A 22,867-nucleotide genomic window follows, 5' to 3' on the forward strand; every position below is an offset into this window, starting at 1 on the left:
GGTCAGGGTGACTCCTCGTCGAGCGGAACAGTGGCGCCGGGCGGGTTTCCGGTGCTCTTCTCCGTGTCGATCGCCTGCTGCAGCAGAACCACCGCGGCGATCTGATCCACAATGCTACGAGAGTTCTTCTGAGTTCTGCCCGAAGATCGCAATGCGGCGTGTGCGGTGACGGTGCTCAGACGCTCGTCGACGAGCCGCACGGCGATCCCGGTGCGCCGCTGCAGCGCGGCCGCGAACTCCCGCGCGTCGGTCGTGGAGGCGGTGTCCGCACCGCGGAGATTGACCGGAAGCCCGACCACGAACTCGAGTGGCGCGTGTTCCTCGGCGATCGCCGCGAGGCGGTCGATGGCCTCCTCCGCGCGCGGCACGGTCTCGACCGGCACGGCGAGCATGCCGTCGGGATCGCACCGAGCGACGCCGACGCGCGCCCGGCCGACATCGACGCCGAGCCGCACGCCGCGACGGAAACCACTCACGCTGACTGCAGCTCCTGCGCGACGGCCTCGAGCGCAGCCGGGAGCGCGGCCGATTCGGTGCCGCCGCCCTGCGCCACGTCGTCTCGACCTCCGCCGCCACCGCCCAGGACGGATGCCGCGCGCTTCGCGAGCGCTCCGGCCTTCGCTCCGGCGAGCCGCGCGGCGTCGTTGGTGGCGACGACCACCACAGGGCGCCCGTTCACCACCGCGCCGAGAGCGACGACGGCCGCATCGGAGCCGAGCCGATCGCGCACGCCGAGGACCAGTTCCCGCACGTCGTCGGCGGATGCCGCGTCGCCGAGCGACTGCGAGGCCACCCGGAAAGCGCCCACCCGGGCGGCGGCGTCGGCGATGGCCGGGACCTGCCCGGCCCGTTCCTTGGATTCGAACTGCGCGATGCGCTTCTCGGCGGCCTTGAGGCTCGCGGAGAGATCGGTGATCCGCTCCACGAGCTGGTCACGCGGGGTCTTGAGCGACGCGGTGAGCTGGGAGACGAGCGCGCGCTCCGCCGCGAGCTCCCGGAAGGCATCCTGCCCGACGAGAGCCTCGATGCGGCGGTTCGATGCTCCGACTGACGACTCCCCCACGACGCTGACGAGCCCGATCTCTGCGCTCGTGTTCACATGCGTGCCGGCGCAGAGCTCGCGAGACCACGGGCCGCCGATGTCGACCATGCGCACGACATCGCCGTACTTCTCGCCGAAGAGCGCCATCGCGCCGGCTTCCTTGGCCTCGTCGAGCGTCACGATGCGCGTGGTCACCTCGAGGGCGTCCTGCACCGCGCGGTTCGCGATCTCCTCGATCTCGGTGCGCGTGTCGGTGGACAGCGCCTGAGACCACGAGAAGTCGAAACGCATGTACCCGGCGCGGTTCAGCGAGCCCGCCTGGGTCGCCGTCGGGCCCAGGGTGTCACGCAGTGCCGCATGCACCAGGTGGGTCGCGGAGTGCGCCTGTCGCGCGGCGCGGCGGTTGGCCGCATCGACGACCGTCGTCGCGGCGTCGTCGACCGCGACGACACCCCGCGCGACCTCCACCGTGTGGCTGATGAGCCCCGGCACGGGACGCTGCACGTCGAGGACCTCGAGTTCGAAGCCCGGTCCGACGATCACGCCCTTGTCGGCCACTTGGCCGCCCGACTCGGCGTAGAGCGTCGTCTCGGCCAGCACGACCTCGGCGATCTGGCCCTCGGCCGCACTCGTCACGACCTGTCCGTCGACGAGGATGCCCAGGATGCGCGAGTCCACCTCGAGCTCGGTGTAGCCGTCGAAACCGGTCTCGCCGAGAGCGCGGAGGTCGCGGTAGACCGAGACGTCGGCGAGCTGGCGCTTGCGGTTGCGGGCGTCGGCCTTGGCGCGGGAACGCTGCTCCTGCATCAGGGAGTCGAACGCGGCGCGGTCGACGTTCAGGCCCGCCTCCTCGGCGACCTCGAGCGTGAGGTCGATCGGGAAGCCGTACGTGTCGTGCAGGAGGAACGCCTCGCGACCGCTCAGCGCCTGGTCGCCCTTCTTCTTCGTCTCATCGAGAGCGAGGTCGAGGATGGTCGATCCCTGCGCGAGCGTGCGGCGGAAGGTCTCCTCCTCGGCGAAGGCGGAGGCGGACAGCGTCGACCACTCGGTCTCGAGCTCCGGGTACGCGGACTTCATCGCGTCGCGCGAGGTCGCGAACAGCTCGGGGAAGACGGGCTCGTCGACGCCGAGCAGACGCATCGAGCGGACCGTCCGACGCATGAGACGGCGAAGGATGTACCCGCGCCCCTCGTTCGACGGGCGGACCCCGTCGGAGAGCAGCATGAGGGAGGACCGCACGTGATCGGCGATCACGCGGAATCGCACGTCGTCCTCGTGCACGGCTCCGTATCGGCGTCCGGAGAGCTCGACGGCGCGGTCGAGCACCGGGCGCACCTGGTCGGTCTCGTACATGTTCTCGACGCCCTGCTTGAGGAACGCGACGCGCTCGAGCCCCATGCCGGTGTCGATGTTCTTCATCGGGAGCTCGCCGACGATGTCGAACTCCGTCTTGCCGCGGATGTTCTCGATGAAGTCCTGCATGAACACGAGGTTCCAGATCTCGAGGAACCGCGAGTCGTCCGCCGCAGGACCGCCGTCCTTGCCGTACGCCGGGCCGCGGTCGAAGAAGATCTCCGAGTCGGGTCCTCCGGGGCCGGGCTGGCCGGTGTTCCAGTAGTTGTCCGCGCGACCGAGCCGCTGGATGCGCTCGGGCTTCAACCCGATGATGTCGCGCCAGATGGATTCCGCCTCGTCATCGGTCTCGTAGACCGTGACCCAGAGGTCCTTCTCGTCGAAGCCGAGACCGCCGTCGGACTCCGCACTCGTCAGCAGCTCCCACGCGTAGCGGATCGCTCCCTCTTTGAAGTAGTCGCCGAACGACCAGTTGCCGAGCATCTGGAAGAAAGTGCCGTGGCGCGCGGTGCGCCCCACCTCCTCGATGTCGTTGGTGCGGATGCACTTCTGCAGATCGGCGATACGCGGATGCGGCGCGGGGACGACACCCGTCAGGTACGGGATCATCGGCACCATGCCCGCGACGGTGAACAGCAGCGACGGGTCGTCGCTCACCAGCGATGCGGACGGGACGATGAGGTGGTCGTTCTTCTCGAAGTAGTCGAGGTAGCGCTGCGCGATCTCCGCAGTGTTCATAGGGGTGCCAGGTGTCCTTGCGTGCAGGGTGTGGAAGAGGGTCGCGCGAGCGGCGCGAGGGTCAGTCGTCGGCAGGCTCGGTGAGCCGCGCCTGCTCCTCGCGGTATGCGTCGCCGATGATGGCGGTGAACTCGTTGAACCGGGCGTCGACCTCGGCGAGGATGTCGTGACCGCGCGGGTCCTTGTTCATGAAATGCGCCGCGACGAAGCCGCCGATCACACCGATCAGGAACCACAGCACGTTCTTCATGTCGTCATCCTTGCCTTGGACCCGCGAGGGCGCGGTGCCTCCATCGTATGCGGAAACGACAGAAGGCGTCGGGGTGACCCCGACGCCTTCTGCGGAAAAGCTGAACTCAGCGAGCTGCGTAGTACTCGACGACGAGCTGCACTTCACAGGTCACGGGGACCTCGGCGCGCTTCGGGCGACGGACCAGGCGAGCCTGGAGCTTGTCGAGCTCGACCTCGAGGTAGCCCGGAACGGGAGGCAGGACCTCGGCGTGACCGCCGGCCGCTGCGACCTGGAAGGGCTCGGTGCCCTCGCTCTTGGCCTTGACGTGGACGAGCTGACCCGGCTTCACGCGGAAGGACGGGCGGTCGACGAGCTGGCCGTCGACGAGGATGTGACGGTGCACGACGAGCTGACGAGCCTGTGCCGTGGTGCGGGCGAAGCCCGAACGCACCACGAGGGCGTCGAGACGCATCTCGAGGAGCTCGACCAGGTTCTCACCGGTCAGGCCCTCGGTGCGGCGAGCCTCGTTGAACGTGTTGCGCATCTGCTTCTCGCGAATGCCGTACTGCTCGCGCAGACGCTGCTTCTCACGCAGACGGACGGCGTAGTCGCTGTCTGCCTTGCGCTTCGTGCGGCCGTGCTCACCCGGAGCGTAGGGACGCTTCTCGAGGTAGCGGGCGGCCTTCGGGGTGAGCGGGATGCCGAGTGCGCGGCTGAGGCGCACCTTGCGGCGGTCCTGGGACTTCGTGGTCACGAAGTTATCCTTCCGATGACGCGGTCGCGGCTTTCGCGACTCGCGGACGTATCACCCGCGTTCTGCCTTGGAGCGCACGCCGGGGCGCCAGCAAGGTGGGGTGTGAACGAGGAGATGCCCGAAAACTCGGTTTCGAGCCGATCCAGTCTAACAGATACGGATCAGCTGCCGTCGAGGATGCGGCGGATGCGCTCCAGGCGCGCGGAGATGTCGCGTTCCGCACCGAGGCTCTTCGGCTCGTAATAGCGCTTGCCCTGCAGTTCGTCGGGAAGGTACTGCTGCGGCAGGATGCCGAACTCGCTGTCATGCGGGTACGCGTACCCTCGTCCGTGCCCCAACCGCTTCGCACCCGGGTAGTGGGCGTCGCGCAGGTGCAGGGGCACCCGTCCGAAGCCTCCGGCCCTGATGTCGGCGATGGCGGCGTTGATCCCCGCGTATGCGGCGTTCGACTTCGCGGTCGTCGCGAGATAGACGGTCGCCTCGGCGAGCGGGATGCGTCCCTCCGGCATGCCGATGAAGGCGACGGCGTCGGCGGCCGCGACGGCGATCGAGAGCGCCTGCGGGTCGGCGAGACCGACGTCCTCCGACGCGGAGATGACGAGCCGACGCGCGATGAAACGCGGGTCCTCTCCGGCTTCGATCATCCGCGCGAGGTAGTGGAGAGCCGCGTCGGGGTCGGATCCGCGGATCGACTTGATGAAGGCGCTGATCACGTCGTAGTGCTCGTCGCCCTGCCTGTCGTAGCGCAGCAGGGCCTTGTCCACCGCCTGCGCCACGTCGTCGGCCGTGGCCTCGGGCGTCGTGCCGTCCTTCGCGTTCGACAGCGCCACGGCGGCCGCGGCCTCGAGTCCGGTGAGCGCCCGGCGGGCGTCGCCGGAGGCGAGACGGATCAGTGCGGAGCGCGCGTCGTCGGCCAACGAGACGGCGCCGTTGAGTCCGCGGGCGTCCTCGACCGCGCGATCGACGAGCACGGCGATGTCCTCGTCGGTGAGCGGCTGGAGAGTCAGCAGCAGCGACCGCGACAGCAGCGGGGAGATCACCGAGAACGACGGGTTCTCGGTCGTCGCTGCGATGAGGATCACCCATCCGTTCTCCACGCCCGGCAGCAGTGCGTCCTGCTGGGCCTTGGTGAATCGATGGATCTCATCGAGGAAGAGGATCGTCGTCTGACCGTAGAGGTCGCGCTGCGTGATCGCCTCCTGCATCACCTCCCGGACGTCCTTGACGCCGGCGGTGATCGCCGAGAGCTCGACGAAGCGGCGTCCGGACGAACGGGCGATGGCCTGCGCGAGGGTCGTCTTGCCGGTGCCGGGAGGCCCCCACAGGATGATGGACACCGCACCCGGTGATGCGGCCGCCGGATCGGCGAGCGCCACGATGGGCGATCCGGCCCGGAGCAGGTGCTTCTGACCCGCCACCTCGTCGAGCGAGACGGGGCGCATGCGCACGGCGAGCGGCGTCTGGCCGGAGAGCAGTGCGGATGCGGAGGTCATCAGTCCAGGCTAACGCCGGACGCCGACACCGGGCGAGGCGCGGCCGCCGCGACGACGGCCGGTAGGCTCTCAGGCGACGTTTCCCCTCGGCGCGCGTACTCCGGGCGCCGCTCTTCCACTCCAGCAAGGGAGCACGGCATGGCCGCACGCGGATCCAAGAGCGCGCAGCAGCGCACCGAGGCGGAGCGCGCGCGACTCCACACGGCCCGCAAGGAGTGGCACGACGGCCGCATCCGGCGCCGCGTGCGTGACAACACCATCGCGAGCATCGCCGGCGCGGTCATCGTTCTCGCCGCCATCGGCAGCCAGGTCGTGCACGCACAGGTCGCTCCCACGGCGCCCGAGCCCACGCCGACACCGACCGTCGAGCCGACGGACGCGCCGACCCCGAGCGACACCACGGCGCCCGAACCCATGCCCACCGAGAGCCCCGTCGACGAGGCACCCGCCGAGGAGACCCCCGCGGGCTGATCGCCGGGCTGCCCTCGGTTCTCACACAGCCCGTCGTCGGCGTGTGAGCGCTTCGCACCACACATGTAACGCACCGCGCGATCGCCCGAAACCGGTGACGGCGAGCATGGACGCAGTGAGCACGCCGCTCCCTTCGTCCCCGTGGAGGTCGCCCATGTCGTACATCAAGCCCGCCGAGCTCGTCACCCGCATGGTGGATGCCGGTGCCTACAAGATCCAGCTGTCCACCCGTGACACCCTCATCCGCGCCTTCATGGGCGCCGCGATCCTGACGCTCGGTGCCGCCTTCGCCGTGACGGTCTCGACGCAGACCGGGCAGCCGCTGCTCGGAGCCCTGCTCTTCCCGATCGGGTTCGTCCTCCTGTATCTGCTGGGCTACGACCTGCTGACCGGCGTGTTCACCCTCGCCCCGCTGGCGGTGCTCGACAAGCGCCCGGGCGCGACCATGGGAGCCGTCCTCCGCAACTGGGGCCTGGTGTTCCTGGGGAACTTCGGCGGCGCGTTCCTCGTCGCGATCCTCATGGCGATCTACTTCACCTACGGATTCTCGACCGAACCCAGCGCGGTCGGACTCGCGATCGGCGAGATCGGCCACGGCCGGACGGTCGGGTACGCCGACCACGGCGCGGCGGGCATGCTGACGCTCTTCATCCGCGGAGTGCTCTGCAACTGGATGGTGTCCACCGCGGTGATCCTCGCCATGGTGTCCGACAACGTGCTCGGCAAGATCGTGGCGATGTGGCTTCCCATCTCGCTCTTCTTCTACATGGGCTTCGAGCACTCGATCGTGAACATGTTCCTCTTCCCCTCCGGCCTCCTCCTCGGCGCCGACTTCACGATCATGGACTATCTCATCTGGAACGAGATCCCCACGGTGATCGGCAACCTGGTCGGCGGCCTCCTGCTCGCCGGACTGCCCCTGTATCTGACGTACGGCCGTCCCGCGGCTCGCCGGGTGAAGACGCCGCGCGTCCGCGTCAGCCGTGCGCCGCACGCCGTCGCGCAGCCGGAGCGCACTCCCGAGACCGCAGGCGTCGCCTGAGAGCGGACCGGACCAGGCCACCGAACGGAAGGGCCGGACGAGCGAATCGCTCATCCGGCCCTTCCGTGTCGTATCCGTGAGGATCAGTCCTCCGTGACCGCCAGACGGTAGCCGCGCTTGACCACGGTGTGCACGAGCTCGCGGCCGCCGAGCGCCTCACGGAGGCGCGCCACGGCGACCTCCACGGCGTGAGCGTTGCGCTCGGCGCCCGGCAGGACACCGCCGAGATCCGCGCGGGAGAGCACGCGACCGCCCGCGGCGGCGAGTGCTTCGAGCAGCGCCGCCGCAGACCGCGAGAGCGGGATGAACTCTCCCCCGACCACGACTCCCCCGCTGCGCACCTCGACCCTCCCCGGCTCGGTGGGCAGCGACGGCGCGCGACCGCCTCCGAAGTGCGAGATCACCGTTCGCGCCAGCGAACCGAGGCGCCCTCTGTCGGCGATCGTCGTGTGCAGGTCTGCGGCGTGGAGCGGAGCCGCGGTGATGGGACCGACGGATGCCAGCAGCAGTCGACCCGCATGGGAGCGGCGCCGGATGCCGTCGAGCACGCCCGCCTCCTCGGCGACGGCGATCCACGAGGCGGCGCCGGGCGCGGAGGTGAACAGCACGGCATCCGCTTCGCCGGTGGCGGCCTGGATCGCCGAACGGCGGACGACCTCGGGGTTCGGAGGCGGACCCCAGCGATACACCGTGATGCTGAGCACCTCGGCCCCGGCTTCGGTCAGCACCTCGTCGAGCCCGTCTGACCCTGCACCGTGGTGCTGCACGAGGATGCGCTTGCCTGCCACGCCCGAGGCGCGCAGGTACTCCGCGACCTCCGCCGAGGTCTCGCTCTCGGCCACCCAGTCGGCGGTGAACCCGGCCTGCTGGATCGCGCCGTGGGCCTTCGGACCTCGAGCCACGAAATGCGCGTTGCGGAGGGCGTCGGAGAGCGACTCGTCGAGGCCGTGCTCGTGGGCCGCGTCCATCCACCCCCGGAACCCGACGCCGGTCGTCACGACCACGATGTCGGGAGGGTCTTCGATCACGCACTCGGTGCGGGCGAGCAGCTGCTCATCGTCCGCTCCCGTCACGATGCTGAGCGCGGGCGCTCGATGCACCACGGCGCCGCGGCGCTCCAGCGCGGTGGCGAGGTCCACCGAACGACGATCGGCGGCGACGATGATCGTGCAGCCGGCCAACGCCGAGTCGAGGGCTCGCGCGGGCATCAGCCGACGCTCTCGGCGATCATCTCCGGCGTCGGCAGCAGCAGCCCTGCACGCGCCACCTCTCCGATCACGATGACCGCGGGATTCACGACGGCGGCCGCGACGGCATCGGTCTCCAGAGAGGCGAGAGTGGAGCGGATGGTGCGCTGCCGCTCGGTGTGCCCGTTCTCGACGATGGCCGCCGGGGTGTCGGTGCGCACCCCGTGTGCCCGCGCGGCGGCGGCGATTCGGGGCAGTGACGCCACCCCCATGAGGATCACCGTCGTCGCGGTCGGATCGGCGAGCGAGGCGAGCGCACTGTCGGAAAGATCGCCGTGCCCGTTCACGATGTGGACGGCGGAGGCGACGCCGCGGTGCGTCACCGGTATGCCGGCCGCCTGCGGCACCGACACGGCGCTGCTGATGCCCGGGGTCACAGAGACCGGGATCCCCGCGGCCTCGCAGGCCAGCACCTCCTCGCCCCCACGACCGAGGACGAACGGATCGCCTCCCTTGAGTCGCACGACGCGCTTGCCCGCGCGGGCGTGGGACACGAGGATCTCGTTGATCTCCTGCTGCGGCACGGGGTGGTGGCCGGGGCGTTTGCCGACGTCGACCACCTCGACGTGCGATGCGAGCTCATGCCGCAGCTCCTCGAAGGGCCCCAGACGATCGGCGACGACGACATCGGCCGCCATCAGCAGCCGATACGCCCGGACCGTCATCAGGTCGGCAGGCCCCGGTCCGCCGCCGACGAGGTCGACCCGGCCGACCAGAGCGGGGCTCATGATGGATCCTCGTCCGCATCGACGGCACCGACGTACACGACGCTGTCGACGACGGCGACGGGCCACACCCGCAGCGCGGCATCCGGTCTGCCCTGGGTCTCGAGACAGATGCCGGTGCGGAGGTCGAAGACCTGCTTGTGCAACGGTGATGCGACGGTCGGAGCCTCGCCTCTCGTGCCGACGATCCCCCGGGACATCACCTGGGCGCCGCTGTACGGGTCGAGGTTGTCCACCCCGCGCACCGTGCCGTCGGCGAGCAGGAAGAGAGCGACCTGCTCGCCCCCGACGAGCGCTGCGCGACCGCGCTCGACCTCGAGGTCGCGGATCGTGCACACGCGGACGCCGCTCGCGGCTTCGATCGCGACGCTCATCGCCGCACCTCCAGCGCCGTCCCCGCGATGAGCACTCCGCCGCGCCGCTCGTCGGCGGTCGCCGGACGGATCTGCCCGCGCTCCGCGACATACGCGAGCGAGGGATCGGGGGTGTCCGCCGCGTTGACGAACGACCGGAACCGCTCGAGCTTGACGGGATCGCGCAGGGTCGCGGCCCATTCGTCCTCGTAGCGATCGACGTGCAGGGCCATCGCCGCGTCCAGGTCGGCGCAGATGCCGAGGCTGTCGTCGAAGATGACGCTGCGGAGGCCGTCCAGGCCGCCCTCCAGCTCCTCGCACCAGGGCGCGGTGCGCTGCAGGCGATCGGCCGTCCGGATGTAGTACATGAAGAACCGGTCGATCGCCCGGATCAGACCGTCGTCGTCGAGGTCGGAGGCCAGCAGCTGCGCGTGCCGCGGCGAGAACCCGCCGTTGCCGCCGACGTACATGTTCCACCCCGTCTCCGTCGCGATCACGCCGACGTCCTTGCCTCTCGCCTCCGCGCACTCGCGAGCACACCCCGAGACCCCGAGCTTCAGCTTGTGCGGCGCACGCAGCCCGCGGTACCTCAGCTCGAGCCGCACCGCCATGCCGACGGCATCCAGCACGCCGTAGCGGCACCAGGTGGAACCGACGCACGACTTCACCGTGCGCAGCGACTTGCCGTACGCCTGACCGGACTCGAAGCCGGCATCGACGAGACGCTGCCAGATGAGCGGCAGCTGCTCGAGCCTGGCGCCGAACATGTCGATCCGCTGGCCGCCGGTGATCTTGGTGTACAGCGCGAAGTCCTTCGCCACCTGGCCGATCGCGAGCAGCCCCTCGGGAGTGACCTCGCCCCCGGGCATCCGCGGCACGACCGAGTACGTGCCGTCCTTCTGCATGTTCGCCATCACGTGGTCGTTGGTGTCCTGCAGGGTCGCGTTCTCGCCGTCGAGCACGTGGGCGCCGACGAGTACCGAGAGGATGCTGGCGATCGCCGGCTTGCAGACGTCACACCCCCTTCCGCGGCCGAATCGCTCGACGATCCCGCTGAACGTCGTCAGCTGCGCCACGCGCACTGCGTCGAACAGCTGCCGCCGCGACATGTCGAAGTGCTCGCAGAGCGCGTGCGAGACGCTCTGCCCGAGTTTCGTGAGCTCCTGTCCGACGACCTTCTTGACCATCAGCACGCACGAGCCGCAGGTCGCACCCGCCTTGGTGCAGCCCTTGACCGCTGCGGCGTCCGTGCATCCCTCGTCATGGACGGCCTGGCGGATGCGCCCCGCCGTCACATTCGAGCACGAGCACACCACAGCCTCGTCCGGGAGCTCGCCGCCTGGCGCCTCCACGCCTCCTTCTGGCAGCAGGTACGCCGCCGGGTCCGCGCCGAGCGTCGCTCCCACCAGCGGACGCAGTGCTCCGTACGCCGAGGCATCGCCGACGAGGATGCCGCCGAGGAGCGTCTGGGCGTCGTCCGAGAGCACGAGCTTCTTGTAGACGCCGGCGATCGGGTCGGCGTAGACGACGTCGAGAGCGTTCGGCGTCGCGGCCAGGGCGTCGCCGAAGCTCGCCACGTCGACGCCGGACAGCTTGAGCTTGGAGGAGTCGTCGTAGCCGGGGAAGGCCGCGTCGCCGCCGAGGAGTCGCGTCGCCGCGACCTCGGCCATGGCGTAGCCCGGCGCGACGAGTCCGACGCAGCGCCCGCCGAAGCTCGCCACCTCGCCGATCGCGAGGATGTGCGGGTCGGACGTCGCGCAGAGCTCGTCGATGATGACGCCTCCCCGCGGATCGACGGCGAGCTCCGCGTTGCGGGCGAGCTCGTCCCGGGGCCGCACTCCGACCGTGAACACGACGACGTCGGCGCGCTCGACCGATCCGTCCTGGAACTCCAGGGCCGTCACCATTCCCGAGGCGTCGGGGTCGAGGCGCGTCGTGCGCGACTCGGTGCGCACCGACATCCCCCGCCCCTCGAGGAGGCGACGCAGCATCGCCCCTCCCGCCGCGTCGAGCTGCGACGACATCAGCCGGTCCGAGTACTGCACGACCGTCGCATCGACGTGCATGCCCTGCAGCGCTCCGGCCGCTTCCAGTCCGAGCAGCCCGCCGCCGATCACTGCGCCGCGCAGGGGGCGCCCCAGCATCCGCGCTCTGCTCTCGACGAAGGCTTTGAGCCGCTGCACGTCATCGAGCGTGCGGTACACGAAGCAGCCGGGAAGATCCGCCCCGTCCACAGCGACCTTCGCGGCGTACGACCCGGTCGCGAGCACGAGCGAGTCGTATGGCACGACCTGTCGCGACCTCGTGGTCACCGTCTGCGCGGCCCGATCGATGCGCAGGACGCGGTCGTCGGGCAGCACCCGCACGCGGAAGTCGTCGAAGACCGAGCGGTCGAGCTCGAGGTCGCTCGCCGTGGCCCCGGAGAAGAACCCGGTGAGCCCGACCCGGTCGTACGGATGACGGCCCTCGTCGCCGATCACCGTCACATGCAGGGGCGTCTCCGCGCGGCTGAGCAGACTCTCGACGAACCGATGGGCCACCATCCCGGCGCCGACGACCACGATCTCTGCGGGGGTGAGGGCGATCTCGCTCATGCTGCTCCAATCGACGGGTGCCGTGCTGGCGACGATAGGAGCGGGGTGTTTCCCGCATGTGACGCCCCGTGTTTCCTGCGTCGAACGATCTGCTCACAGAACGGTAACGACGGTTGTGAGAACCCGTCGCCACACTGAGAGGAGGCTGCTCGTACTAGGCTGAACATCGTCCTTTCCGCCTCCCGCGGGCCATACCGCGCAAGGAGAATCACCGTGTCTGCCACCGAGTCGTCGAAGCCGACCCCGCCCGTTCCCTCTCCCCCGCGCGTGCCGATGCCGCCGAAGGCGCCCACGCCTGCGGCCGTCGCACCGGCTGCGTCATCCGCGCCCGCCGCCTCGGCCGACTCCGCCACGTGGGGCCGCGTCGCCGACGACGGCACGGTCGAGGTCCGCGAGGGCGACGACTGGCGGGTCGTCGGTCAGTACCCCGACGGCACGCCCGAAGAGGCACTCGCCTACTTCGTGCGCAAGTACGACGACATCGCCTTCAAGGTGACGGCCCTCGAGCAGCGTCACCAGGCCGGTGGCGCGTCGGCGACCGATCTCGCGAAGCAGGCCTCGCATCTGGTCGCCGAAGCCACGGACGCCGCAGCGGTCGGTGACCTCGCCGGGCTCCGCGACCGTCTGAACGCCCTCACGTCGTCGCTCTCCGAGGCGACGGCCCAGGAGGCCCAGCAGGCGAAGGAGCTCGTGGATCAGGCGATCGCCGAGCGCACCGCCCTCGTCGAGCGCGCAGAAGCCATCGCCGCGCGCGACCTGTCGAAGGTGCAGTGGAAGCAGGTCACCGCCGAGCTCGGCGAGCTGTTCGACGCGTGGCAGGCCCAGCAGCAGAACGGACCCCGTCTCTCCAAGGGCGTCTCGCAGCAGCTCTGGAAGCGATTCCGCGATGCACGTGCCGTGGTCGACAAGGCCCGCCGCGCCTTCTACTCCGAGCTCGACGACGCGCACAAGGTCGCTCGTGACGCGAAGACCCGTCTCGTCGAGCGCGCGGAGGCACTGGCCCCGCGCGGCGTCGACGGAATCCCCTCGTATCGCACCCTGCTCGACGAGTGGAAGGCAGCAGGACGCGCCGGTCGCAAGGCTGATGACGCCCTGTGGGCGCGGTTCAAGGCCGCAGGAGACGCTCTGTACTCCGCGCGCGCCGAGCAGTCGGCCGCGGAGGAAGCGGATTCGGCTCCCAAGATCGAGGCGCGTCAGGCGCTCCTCGAAGAGGCCAAGGCCGTCGCGGACGAGCCCAACATCAAGCGCGCTCGTGCGCTGCTCACCGGCATCCAGCGCCAGTGGGACGAGATCGGACGCATCTTCCCCCGCGACAAGGAGCGCGCTCTCGACGACCGTCTGCGCGTGATCGAGCAGGCCCTGAAGGCTCGCGAAGACGTGGACTGGAAGAAGAACAACCCCGAGACCAAGGCGCGCGCGAACGACATGAGCTCGCAGCTCGTCGAGGCGATCGAGAAGCTCGAGGCCGAGCTGGCCGCCGCCGAGAAGGCCGGCGACAAGAAGGCCGCGAAGGAAGCGGCGGATGCTCTCGAGGCCCGTCGCACCTGGCTCAACGCCCTCGGCGGCTGACGCTCTCCACAGATCGTACGCACGACCTCGAACGCGGGATGCCGCACGCCACACTGGCGTGATGCATCCCGCGTTCCTGTATCTGCCCGGTGCCCGCCTCGAGCTGCCGGAGCTCCGCGCGGCGCTGCTCGACGGTCATCTCGTAGCCGTGGGTGAGGCGTTCATCCCCGCCGACCTCGTCGAGGGGCCCGGCACTCGGGCCTCGTCGATCGCCACCCTCATTCCCCAGGACACGGCGGCGTCCGGGCCGACAGCGGCCTGGATCCATGGGGCGGGGGATGCGCCGCCCGCACTCCACCACGTCCGTCGCGTCGTCGATCGACGGATCCGCCCCGTGCTCGACCGCCGCGTCACTCTGCACGATGTGTACGTTCCGGAGTCCGAGCTCGTCCGCCTCGGCGGGGTGGCCGTGCTGACACCCCGCCGGACGATGGTCGACCTTGCGCTCGGCCTGCATCGGGACGAGTCGCTGATGCGCTGGATCGCAGCGCTCACCGATGTATCCCCCACCCTCGCGGACGAGGCGATCCAGTCCCTCGACGACCTCGGGCGGGTTCCCGGCAAGCTCGCGGGCCGCGCCGCGCTGGCACGGATCGCCGTCAGGACGAGGTGACTCGGTAGACGTCGTAGACCGCGTCGATGCGGCGCACGGCGTTGAGCACCCGATCGAGGTGCACCGCGTCGCCCATCTCGAACACGAAGCGGCTGAGCGCGAGACGCTCGTCCGTCGTGGTGACCGTCGCCGAGAGGATGTTCACGTGATGCTCGCTGAGCACCCGCGTCACGTCGGACAGCAATCCCGACCGATCGAGTGCCTCGACCTGGATCTGCACGCGGAAGACGCTCTTGGTCGTCGGCGCCCAAGAGACGTCGACGAACCGGTCCTCCTCGCTCGCCAGCGCCTTGACGTTGACGCAGTCCCCCCGGTGCACCGAGACCCCGCTGCCGCGCGTCACGAATCCGACGATGGCATCGCCGGGGACCGGGGTGCAGCACTTCGCCAGCTTGACGAGGATGTCCGCAGCCCCTCGGACCAGCACGCCGGAGTCTCCGGCGCGCGGCTCGCGGGTCGGGATGGTGCCTTGCGCGTCGTCGGCGCCCGTGGCCGGATCGTCGGCGGCGACGAGTGCCGTCACCTTCTCGAGAACCGACTGGGTGGAGACGTGCCCCTCGCCCACGGCGGCGTAGAGCGCGGAGACGTCTTCGTACTTCAGCTGGTGAGCGACCTCGGTGAACGAGTCCTGGCTCATCAGGCGCTGCAAGGGGAGATTCTGACGTCGCATCGCACGGGCGATGGACTCCTTGCCCTGCTCGATCGCCTCTTCGCGGCGCTCCTTGGTGAACCAGCCGCGGATCTTGTTGCGCGCGCGGGTGCTCTTGACGAAGCCCAGCCAGTCCTGGCTCGGGCCTGCATCGGGGTTCTTCGACGTGAAGACCTCGACCACGTCGCCGCTCTTGAGCTCGGATTCGAGGGGCACGAGCCGCCCGTTGACCTTCGAGCCCATCGTGCGATGACCGATCTCGGTGTGCACGGCGTACGCGAAGTCGACGGGTGTCGCACCGGCGGGCAAGCCGATGACGCGCCCCTTCGGCGTGAAGACGTAGACCTCCTTCGCCCCGATCTCGAAGCGGAGGGAGTCGAGGAACTCGCCGGGGTCGGCCGTCTCGGCCTGCCAGTCGGAGATGTGCGCGAGCCAGGCCATATCGGAATCGGCAGCCCGGACCTCGGCCTTGCCGCCGTTCATCCGCTCCTTGTACATCCAGTGGGCCGCCACGCCGTACTCGGCCTGCTGATGCATCTCGTGGGTGCGGATCTGGATCTCGACGGTCCGCCCCGAGGGGCCGATCACGGTCGTGTGGAGCGACTGATACAGGTTGAACTTCGGCGTCGCGATGTAGTCCTTGAAGCGGCCGGGCAGCGGCGTCCACCGGGCGTGGATGGCGCCGAGCACGGCGTAGCAGTCGCGCACCGAGGCGACGAGCACGCGGATGCCGATGAGGTCGTAGATGTCGTCGAACTCGCGACCGCGCACGACCATCTTCTGATAGACGGAGTACAACTGCTTCGGGCGACCGACCACCTTGCCGCGGATGCGCAGATCGCGAAGGTCCTCGTCGATCTCCTCGACGACCTGCGTGAGATACTTCTCGCGCTGCGGGGTGCGCTGCGCGATGAGGTTGTGGATCTCGTTGTAGATCTTCGGGTGCAGGACGGCGAAGGAGAGATCCTCAAGCTCGGACTTGATCGCCTGGATGCCGAGCCTGTTGGCCAGCGGCGCATAGATCTCGAGTGTCTCCTTGGCCTTCTTCGCGGCCTTCTCGGGCGGGACGAAGCCCCACGTGCGAGCGTTGTGCAGACGGTCGGCGAGCTTGATGAGGAGCACGCGGATGTCCTTGGACATCGCGACGATCATCTTGCGAACGGTCTCGGCCTGCGCGCTCTCGCCGTACTTGACCTTGTCGAGCTTGGTGACGCCGTCGACGAGCATCGCGACCTCGTCGCCGAACTCGGCGGTGAGGTCGGCCAGCGCGTATCCGGTGTCCTCGACCGTGTCGTGCAGCAGCGCCGCGGCGATCGCGCGAGGCCCCAGGCCCATCTCGGCGAGGATCTGGGCGACGGCGAGCGGATGGGTGATGTACGGCTCGCCGCTCTGACGCTTCTGTCCTTCGTGCTTGACCTTCGCGACCGAATAGGCGCGCTCGATCACGGCCAGATCGCCCCGCGGGTGGTTCGCCCGTACGGTGCGGATCAGATTGTCGAGGTCGTTGACCCTGGGCGCACGGGAGAAGATGCGGGGAACCAGCCGTCGCAGGCTCGATCCCTGCGACGTCGTCTGCGGCTCCGCCATCCGCTCACCTCCCGAATCTCAACAGCTTACGCGTGCTCAGCGGGGTGCGGCCCCGCCGAGCGGGACGATCAGGCCTCGACCGAGGCGCGATCGCGGGACTCGCGGATCCTCGCGTCGCGCGACGTGATCTGCGGCTCGTTCTCGCGGAACAGCGAATACAGCGGCGCTGCCACGAAGAGCGTCGAGTACGTCGCGACCAGGATGCCGACGAAGATCGACAGCGAGATGTCGGTGAGGGACTCGGCTCCGAGCCAGAAGGCGCCGATGAAGAGCACCGCTCCGACCGGCAGCGCCGCGACGACCGACGTGTTGATCGATCGGACCAGGGTCTGGTTGACCGCGAGGTTGACCGATTCGCCGAAGAGCCGGGACGACTGTTCACCGTCCTCCGTCGTGTTCTCTCTGATCTTGTCGAAGACGACGGTGGTGTCGTACAGCGAGTACGCGAGGATCGTCAGGAAGCCGATGACGGCGGCCGGCGAGATCTCGAAGCCCGCGAGGGCGTACACACCGACGGTGATGATCAGCACGTCGAGGAGACCGATGATCGCGGCGGCCGACATCTTCCAGGTGCGGAAGTAGATCGCGAGGATGAGGAAGGTCAGCGCGAGGAAGATCGCGAGACCCCACAGCGACTGCCGGGTGACGCTCTCGCCCCACTGCGGGCCGATGAACGACGACGCGACGCTGTCGGGCTCGACCGAGTACGCGTCGGCGAGGGCGTTCGCGACCTGCTGGGTCTCCTCTGCGCTCATCTGGTCGGTCTGGACACGGATGTCCGTGCCGTTCACGACGACGACCTTGGTGGCTGCGCCGTCGACGACCGACTGGACCGCGGTCGTCGCGGTCTCCTGATCGAGACTGTCCGGCGCCTGCACCGTGAACTGCGAACCGCCCGTGAACTCGATCGAGAACTGGATCGGCCGGATGAGCGGCACGAGTGCCGACGCGACGACGAGGGCGATCGCGATGATGAACCACAGGCGACGCTTGCCGACGAACGGGAATGACGTCTTGCCCGTGTAGAGGTTGTTTCCGAACTCGTTCATGGAAGCCATCACGCGTCCCCCTCACTTCCGGTGCTGGTGGATCTGTCACCGGCGAGTGCTTCGGCGCGCTTGCGCTCTGCGATTGTCTGGCGTCGATCAGCCTCGCCCCGGGAGCGCGCGTTCTTCGCTCCGCGGCCGGCGGTGGCGGTCACGACCTCGCGGTACTGGGAGCGGCTGCGGTACACCGCACCGAGGGACTCGGGGTCGAGACCGGACAGTCTGTGCCCGCCGCCGAAGAACTTCGTCCTCGCGAGCAGCTGCATCACGGGGTGGGTGAAGATCACGAAGATGAAGACGTCGATGACGGTGGTGAGCCCCAGCGTGAACGCGAAGCCCTTCACCGTGGAGTCGGCGAGGATGTACAGCACCACGGCGGCGAGGATGTTGATCGACTTGGAGATGTAGATCGTGCGCTTCGCGCGTCCCCAGCCGTCTTCCACTGCGGACGTGATCGACTTGCCGTCTCGCAGCTCGTCACGGATGCGCTCGAAGTACACGATGAACGAGTCGGCCGTGAAGCCGATGGAGACGATGAGTCCGGCCACACCGGCGAGCGACAGACGGAAGCCCAGGCGCCAGGCGAGGATGCAGATGACGATGTAGGTCAGCACTGCCATCACGGCGATGGACGCGATGATCACCGAGCCGAGAGCACGGTAGACGATCAACGAGTAGATCGCGACGAGCGCGAGTCCGATGAGACCGGCGATGAGCCCGATCTGCAGCTGCTGGGTTCCGAGCGTCGCCGAGACGGTGTCGTCGCTCTGCACGGTGAAGCTGAGCGGCAGGGCTCCGAACTTGAGCTGATCGGCGAGCGTGGTCGCGGTCTCCTGCGTGAAGTCGCCGGAGATGCTCGGGCGCCCGTCGAGGATCTGGCCGTTCATGCGCGGAGCGCTGATCACCGACCCGTCGAGCACGAACGCGAACTGATCGCGCGGCGTGAGGTTGTCCAGGCGGTTCTGGTTCAGGCGCGTGCTGACCTCGCCGAACGCCTCGGTGCCGTCGGCGTTCATCGTCAGCTGGACGAGCCAAGCTCCCGAGCGGGGATCGCGACCGCTCGTGGCATCGGTGATGGCCTCACCCGTGAGCTCGGTCGGGCCGAGCAGGTACTTGGCCTGGTTCAGGGGGTCACAGGCGATGAGCGGCTGATCCTCCGGCGCACGCGCCGGGTCGTTCGCCGGATTCTCGCAGTCGTACGCCTGGAACTCCGCCGCGAGCCTGTCGGTCACCCAGGCGAGGTCGCTCGCGTCCGTCGGCTCGGCGGTCGGCGTGGCGTTCAGCGAGTCGTCGGGCGTCGGGAAGGGCGTCTCGATGCCGTCCTCGCCCACGAAGGACGTCGCCGCCGCCGTGGTGGCGAGAACCGGACGGAACTCGAGCTGCGCGCTCGACTGGATCCGCTCGCGCGTCTGCTCGTCGGCCTTGCCCGGGATCTGGACGACGATGTTCGAGCCGCCCTCGGTGGTGATGTCGGCTTCGGCCACACCCGAAGCGTCGACGCGCTGGCGGATGATCGCCGCGGCCTGGTCCATCTGCTCCTGAGTGGGATCGGCTCCGTCCTCGGTCTCGGCGCTCAGCACGATCTGCGTGCCGCCCTGCAGGTCGAGGGCGAGCTCTGGTGTCCACGAGCTCTGCTTGAAGATGTAGACGCCGGCGGCGTTGATTCCGAAGAGGACGCCCGTCACCAGGAGGAGGCCGAGGAGGACCCGCCAGGCATGGCGGACCGGAGAGGATGAAGCCACGTGAGATCAGCTTTCTGAGATGCCGGATGTCCGAGGCAGCCGGGGCTGCCGGGCGGGATTACTTGTCGTCGGCGTCGCGCTCGAGGCGGCGACGCGTCTCCTCGGGGGTCTCGAGCGTCGGAGCGTCGTCGATCACCGGCGCGTCGTGCGCGACCACGTCGTCCGCGACCACGTCGGCCACGACGACCTCATCCTCGACCGTGTCCTTGGGCTCCACGATGCGGAGGATCGCCTGGCTGTGCACCTCGATGACCGTGCCGGGAGCGATCTCCACGAGCGCGGGCGAGTCGAGATCCTCGTGGTCGTAGGCCACGATCGTGCCGTAGATGCCGCCCTGCAGGAGCACCTTCACTCCGGGGACGGTCTTCGTCGCCTTCTCCTCCTGCTCCGCCTTCATCTGCTTCTGACGCTTGCGTCCGTTGACGAACATGAACACGACGAGGACGGCGAGAAGGCCGAAGAGGAGGATTTCCATGGGCATGGTGGCAGTGGGCCTTTCTCAGGTGTGCGCACCGGAAAGAGGGCGCACAGTTCTATCGGGGGAAGTCTTCAGTGATTATAGGTCATCGAGGCGAAGCACCCCGTCCGGGTGCGGCACCCCCAGGTGGGCGTACGCCTCCGGCATCGCGATCCGCCCCCGCGGTGTGCGCCCGAGGAAGCCGATGCGCACGAGGTACGGCTCGACCACGCTCTCGACGGTCTCCGCCTCCTCGCCCACGGCGACGGCGAGCGTGCTGAGCCCTACCGGCCCGCCGCGGAAACGGCGGACGAGGGCTTCGAGCACGGCACGGTCGAGACGGTCGAGACCGATGGGATCCACGTCGTACAGGTCCAGAGCGGCGTTCACACCGGAGAGAGAGGCGACGCCGCCGCCGTGCACGAGAGCGTAGTCGCGCACGCGGCGCAGCAGCCGGTTCGCGATGCGGGGTGTTCCCCGCGAGCGCCGCGCGATCTCCGACAGCGAGTCGGCAGGCAGGTCCACGCCGAGCACGAGCGCGGAGCGCGCCACGACCCGTTCCAGCTCCGACTCGTCGTAGAACTCGAGATGTCCGGTGAAGCCGAAACGATCCCGGAGCGGATTCGGCAGCAGGCCGGACCTGGTCGTCGCGCCCACGAGCGTGAACGGGGCGAGCTCCAGAGGGATGCTCGTGGCACCCGCGCCCTTGCCCACCATGATGTCGATGCGGAAGTCCTCCATCGCGAGGTACAGCATCTCCTCTGCCGAGCGCGCCATGCGATGGATCTCGTCGATGAACAGCACCTCGCCCGGAAGCAGGCTGGAGAGCAGCGCCGCGAGGTCGCCCGCGTGCTGGATCGCGGGGCCGCTCGACATCCGCAGAGGCCGCTCGCTCTCGTGGGCGACGATCATGGCGAGCGTCGTCTTGCCGAGACCGGGAGGCCCTGCGAGGAGTATGTGGTCGGGAGAGCGGTTCTGGATGCGTGCCGCGTCGAGCAGCAGCTGCAGCTGACCCCGGACCTTCTGCTGTCCGACGAACTCCTCGAGGCTGGTCGGCCGGAGGGCGCCCTCGATCGCCAGCTCGGTCTCGTCCACGGGCTCCGTCGCGTCGCGGGCGTCAGACACGCGCGGGTCCCAGGAGCGCGAGGGTGCGACGGAGAAGCGGGGCCACGGACGCACGCTCGGCGTCGGACGCCTCCGCCGCGGTCTGAGCCGCCGCCTCGGCCGCGACCTTCTCGGACCAGCCCAGACCCACCAGCGCGGCCGCGACCTGGTCGACGACGGTCGAGGCGCCGGTGGTCGCGGGTTTCGCGGCGATGCCGACGGGATGCACCTTGCCGGCCAGCTGCAGGACGATGAGCTTCGCGGTCTTCGGGCCGATGCCCGACACCCGGCGGAACGGGGCGTCGTCCTCCGCCGTCACCGCCTCGGCGATCTGGTCGACGGTGAGGTGCGACAGCACCCCGAGCGCCGACTTGGGCCCGACACCGGTGACGCTGATGAGCAGCCCGAAGACCTCGAGCTCGCTGCGGTCCTCGAAACCGTAGAGCGACAGGGCGTCCTCACGGACGATGAGACTCGTGTGCAGAAGCAGACGCTCGCCCACCGTCGCGGTGTGCGCCACGTCACCGGGGACGGCGACCGAGAACCCGACGCCGCCCACCTCGATGACGACCTGATCGGACGACGAATGCAGGACGGTGCCGTGCAGCGAGGAGATCATCCTCCGAGCCTACGCGCCGGGTCGTAGGTATGTTCGAGCGACACGCTCCGCGTCGGCCCAGGCGCGCTGCGCGGGCGTGAGCGTCTCCTGCGCCGACGGACCGGCGGCGCCGCGGCGCCAGGCATGGCAGAGGGCGATCGCGAGAGCATCCGCGGCATCCGCCGGCTGGGGCGGGGCATCGAGTCGCAGGATGCGCGCGATCATCGACTGCACCTGCTTCTTGTCGGCCGAGCCGTAGCCGGTGACGGCGGCCTTGACCTCGCTCGGCGTGTGGGTCGCCGCAGGCAGACCCGACTCCGCGGCGAGGAGCAGCGCGACGCCACTGGCCTGAGCCGTGCCCATCACGGTGTGACTGTTCTGCTGGGCGAACACACGCTCGACCGCGACCGCATCGGGGCGATGGAGCTCGATCACCTCGCGGATGCCCGCGGCCACGATGGCGAGGCGCTCCCCGATGGGCATCTCCGGCGCGGAGCGGATCACGCCGACGTGCACGAGCGTGCCGCGACGCGAGCGGTCGACATCGACGATCCCGACGCCGCAGCGCGTGAGTCCGGGGTCGATGCCGAGCACCCTGAGCGAGGAGGAGGTCACTCCCCCAGGCTATTCGTCGGACCGCAGACGACCGGTCCGGCGCGCCTAGGCGTCGTCGTTCTCGAGTTCGGCCTGCACCTCGGGAGTGAGGTCGAAGTTCGTGAAGACGTTCTGCACGTCCTCGCTGTCCTCCAGAGCGTCGATCAGGCGGAAGATCTTGCGCGCGGTGTCGGCGTCGATCTCGACCTTGAGGTTCGGGACGAACTCGACGTCGGCCGACTCGTAGTCGATGCCCGCGTCCTGCAGCGCACTGCGGACCGCGACGAGATCCGTCGCCTCCGTCACGATCTCGAAGCCCTCCGCGTGCGGCTCGATCTCCTCGGCGCCCGCCTCGAGCGCGGCCATCATCACATCGTCCTCGGTCGTGCCCTCGGAGCCGACGACGATGACGCCCTTGCGGCTGAAGTTGTAGGCCACGCTGCCCGGGTCGGCGAGAGTGCCGCCGTTGCGGCTGAGAGCGGTGCGCACCTCTGCCGCCGCGCGGTTCTTGTTGTCGGTCAGACACTCGATCATGAGGGCCACCCCGTTGGGTCCGTAGCCTTCGTACATGATCGAGGTGTACTCGACCGCTTCGCCGCCGATGCCCGCCCCGCGCTTCACTGCGCGGTCGATGTTGTCCTTCGGGACGGAGGTCTTCTTCGCCTTCTGCACGGCGTCGAACAGCGTCGGGTTGCCGGCCAGGTCGGCACCGCCGAGCTTCGCCGCGACCTCGATGTTCTTGATGAGCTTGGCCCAGGACTTCGCGCGCCTGGAGTCGATGATGGCCTTCTTGTGCTTCGTGGTGGCCCACTTGGAATGCCCGGACATAAGTCTCCGCTCGTCGTATCCGCCCGGGGGCTCGGC

Annotated in this window: 21 protein-coding genes; 4 read left to right on the forward strand and 17 right to left on the reverse strand. The window is 69.2% G+C overall.

The genetic code is table 11. From position 1 onward, the window contains the following. Positions 1–2: 2 nt before the first annotated feature. The 5 genes from ruvX to BN2660_RS14210 all read right to left on the reverse strand — a co-directional run bounded on the left by ruvX (position 3) and on the right by BN2660_RS14210 (position 5,612). Positions 3–476 carry a Holliday junction resolvase RuvX gene (ruvX, locus tag BN2660_RS14190; protein WP_091233378.1) on the reverse strand — a complete coding sequence of 158 codons (474 nt, stop codon included), beginning with the start codon at positions 474–476 and terminating at the stop codon, positions 3–5. Beyond that, complete coding sequence (alaS, locus tag BN2660_RS14195; protein WP_091233381.1) at positions 473–3,133, reverse strand: alanine--tRNA ligase; 2,661 nt, start codon at positions 3,131–3,133, stop codon at positions 473–475. The genes ruvX and alaS overlap by 4 nt, the downstream gene beginning before the upstream one ends. A gap of 61 nt (positions 3,134–3,194) precedes the next feature. Next, positions 3,195–3,383, reverse strand: coding sequence for a hypothetical protein (locus BN2660_RS14200; RefSeq protein WP_091233385.1), 189 nt, complete (start codon positions 3,381–3,383; stop codon positions 3,195–3,197). Positions 3,384–3,489: 106 nt separating this feature from the next. Further along, complete coding sequence (gene rpsD, locus BN2660_RS14205; RefSeq protein WP_091233389.1) at positions 3,490–4,119, reverse strand: 30S ribosomal protein S4; 630 nt, start codon at positions 4,117–4,119, stop codon at positions 3,490–3,492. A gap of 161 nt (positions 4,120–4,280) precedes the next feature. After that, a complete protein-coding gene (locus tag BN2660_RS14210) occupies positions 4,281–5,612 on the reverse strand; it encodes a replication-associated recombination protein A (RefSeq protein WP_091233392.1) in 1,332 nt (443 codons plus the stop codon). A 138-nt stretch (positions 5,613–5,750) separates the two neighbouring features. On the opposite strand from BN2660_RS14210, the gene BN2660_RS14215 reads away from it, so the two are divergent. Together BN2660_RS14215 and BN2660_RS14220 are read left to right on the forward strand one after the other, a co-directional pair. Beyond that, entirely contained in the window at positions 5,751–6,083 is a 333-nt protein-coding gene (locus BN2660_RS14215) for a hypothetical protein (protein WP_091233394.1), read from the forward strand. 154 nt (positions 6,084–6,237) lie between these two features. Next, positions 6,238–7,125 carry a formate/nitrite transporter family protein gene (locus BN2660_RS14220; RefSeq protein WP_091233397.1) on the forward strand — a complete coding sequence of 296 codons (888 nt, stop codon included), beginning with the start codon at positions 6,238–6,240 and terminating at the stop codon, positions 7,123–7,125. 83 nt (positions 7,126–7,208) lie between these two features. Here the strand turns inward: BN2660_RS14220 and BN2660_RS14225 are convergent, their stop codons facing one another. Genes BN2660_RS14225 through nirB form a run of 4 tightly spaced genes read right to left on the reverse strand, consistent with a single transcriptional unit; the run spans position 7,209 to position 12,044 of the window. Further along, positions 7,209–8,333: a uroporphyrinogen-III synthase gene (locus BN2660_RS14225; protein WP_176697203.1), complete on the reverse strand. Its 1,125-nt coding sequence runs from the start codon at positions 8,331–8,333 to the stop codon at positions 7,209–7,211. Beyond that, complete coding sequence (cobA, locus tag BN2660_RS14230) at positions 8,333–9,100, reverse strand: uroporphyrinogen-III C-methyltransferase (protein WP_091233403.1); 768 nt, start codon at positions 9,098–9,100, stop codon at positions 8,333–8,335. The genes BN2660_RS14225 and cobA overlap by 1 nt, the downstream gene beginning before the upstream one ends. Then, positions 9,097–9,471, reverse strand: a complete 375-nt coding sequence (nirD, locus tag BN2660_RS14235) for a nitrite reductase small subunit NirD (protein WP_091233406.1) — start codon at positions 9,469–9,471, stop codon at positions 9,097–9,099. Before nirD ends, cobA begins: the two co-directional genes overlap by 4 nt. Beyond that, positions 9,468–12,044, reverse strand: a complete 2,577-nt coding sequence (nirB, locus tag BN2660_RS14240) for a nitrite reductase large subunit NirB (protein ID WP_176697204.1) — start codon at positions 12,042–12,044, stop codon at positions 9,468–9,470. The genes nirD and nirB overlap by 4 nt, the downstream gene beginning before the upstream one ends. Before the next feature lie 213 nt (positions 12,045–12,257). Between nirB and BN2660_RS14245 the strand changes: the two genes are divergently transcribed. Next, a complete protein-coding gene (locus tag BN2660_RS14245) occupies positions 12,258–13,613 on the forward strand; it encodes a DUF349 domain-containing protein (RefSeq protein WP_176697205.1) in 1,356 nt (451 codons plus the stop codon). Positions 13,614–13,674: 61 nt separating this feature from the next. Then, entirely contained in the window at positions 13,675–14,226 is a 552-nt protein-coding gene (locus BN2660_RS14250) for a type IV toxin-antitoxin system AbiEi family antitoxin (protein ID WP_176697206.1), read from the forward strand. Here BN2660_RS14250 and BN2660_RS14255 read toward each other — a convergent pair. The 8 genes from BN2660_RS14255 to BN2660_RS14290 all read right to left on the reverse strand — a co-directional run bounded on the left by BN2660_RS14255 (position 14,213) and on the right by BN2660_RS14290 (position 22,831). Beyond that, a complete protein-coding gene (locus BN2660_RS14255) occupies positions 14,213–16,462 on the reverse strand; it encodes a RelA/SpoT family protein (protein ID WP_091233412.1) in 2,250 nt (749 codons plus the stop codon). The genes BN2660_RS14250 and BN2660_RS14255 overlap by 14 nt on opposite strands. Before the next feature lie 68 nt (positions 16,463–16,530). Beyond that, complete coding sequence (gene secF / locus BN2660_RS14260; RefSeq protein WP_091233416.1) at positions 16,531–17,520, reverse strand: protein translocase subunit SecF; 990 nt, start codon at positions 17,518–17,520, stop codon at positions 16,531–16,533. After that, positions 17,520–19,250, reverse strand: coding sequence for a protein translocase subunit SecD (gene secD / locus BN2660_RS14265; protein WP_091233419.1), 1,731 nt, complete (start codon positions 19,248–19,250; stop codon positions 17,520–17,522). The genes secF and secD overlap by 1 nt, the downstream gene beginning before the upstream one ends. 58 nt (positions 19,251–19,308) lie before the next feature. Then, a complete protein-coding gene (yajC, locus tag BN2660_RS14270; RefSeq protein ID WP_369690556.1) occupies positions 19,309–19,731 on the reverse strand; it encodes a preprotein translocase subunit YajC in 423 nt (140 codons plus the stop codon). 75 nt (positions 19,732–19,806) lie between these two features. After that, a complete protein-coding gene (gene ruvB, locus BN2660_RS14275; RefSeq protein ID WP_091233740.1) occupies positions 19,807–20,832 on the reverse strand; it encodes a Holliday junction branch migration DNA helicase RuvB in 1,026 nt (341 codons plus the stop codon). Next, positions 20,825–21,430, reverse strand: coding sequence for a Holliday junction branch migration protein RuvA (gene ruvA / locus BN2660_RS14280; RefSeq protein WP_091233425.1), 606 nt, complete (start codon positions 21,428–21,430; stop codon positions 20,825–20,827). Before ruvA ends, ruvB begins: the two co-directional genes overlap by 8 nt. Before the next feature lie 9 nt (positions 21,431–21,439). Continuing rightward, positions 21,440–22,024 (reverse strand): crossover junction endodeoxyribonuclease RuvC, encoded by a 585-nt coding sequence (gene ruvC / locus BN2660_RS14285; RefSeq protein ID WP_091233428.1) that lies wholly within the window; start codon positions 22,022–22,024, stop codon positions 21,440–21,442. Positions 22,025–22,069: 45 nt separating this feature from the next. Further along, the gene (locus tag BN2660_RS14290; protein WP_091233432.1) at positions 22,070–22,831 is read right to left on the reverse strand and encodes a YebC/PmpR family DNA-binding transcriptional regulator; all 762 of its coding nucleotides are present in this window, start codon (positions 22,829–22,831) and stop codon (positions 22,070–22,072) included. Positions 22,832–22,867: the final 36 nt, after the last annotated feature.

This window comes from Microbacterium sp. 3J1, from assembly GCF_001049495.1.
Lineage (GTDB): Bacteria > Actinomycetota > Actinomycetes > Actinomycetales > Microbacteriaceae > Microbacterium.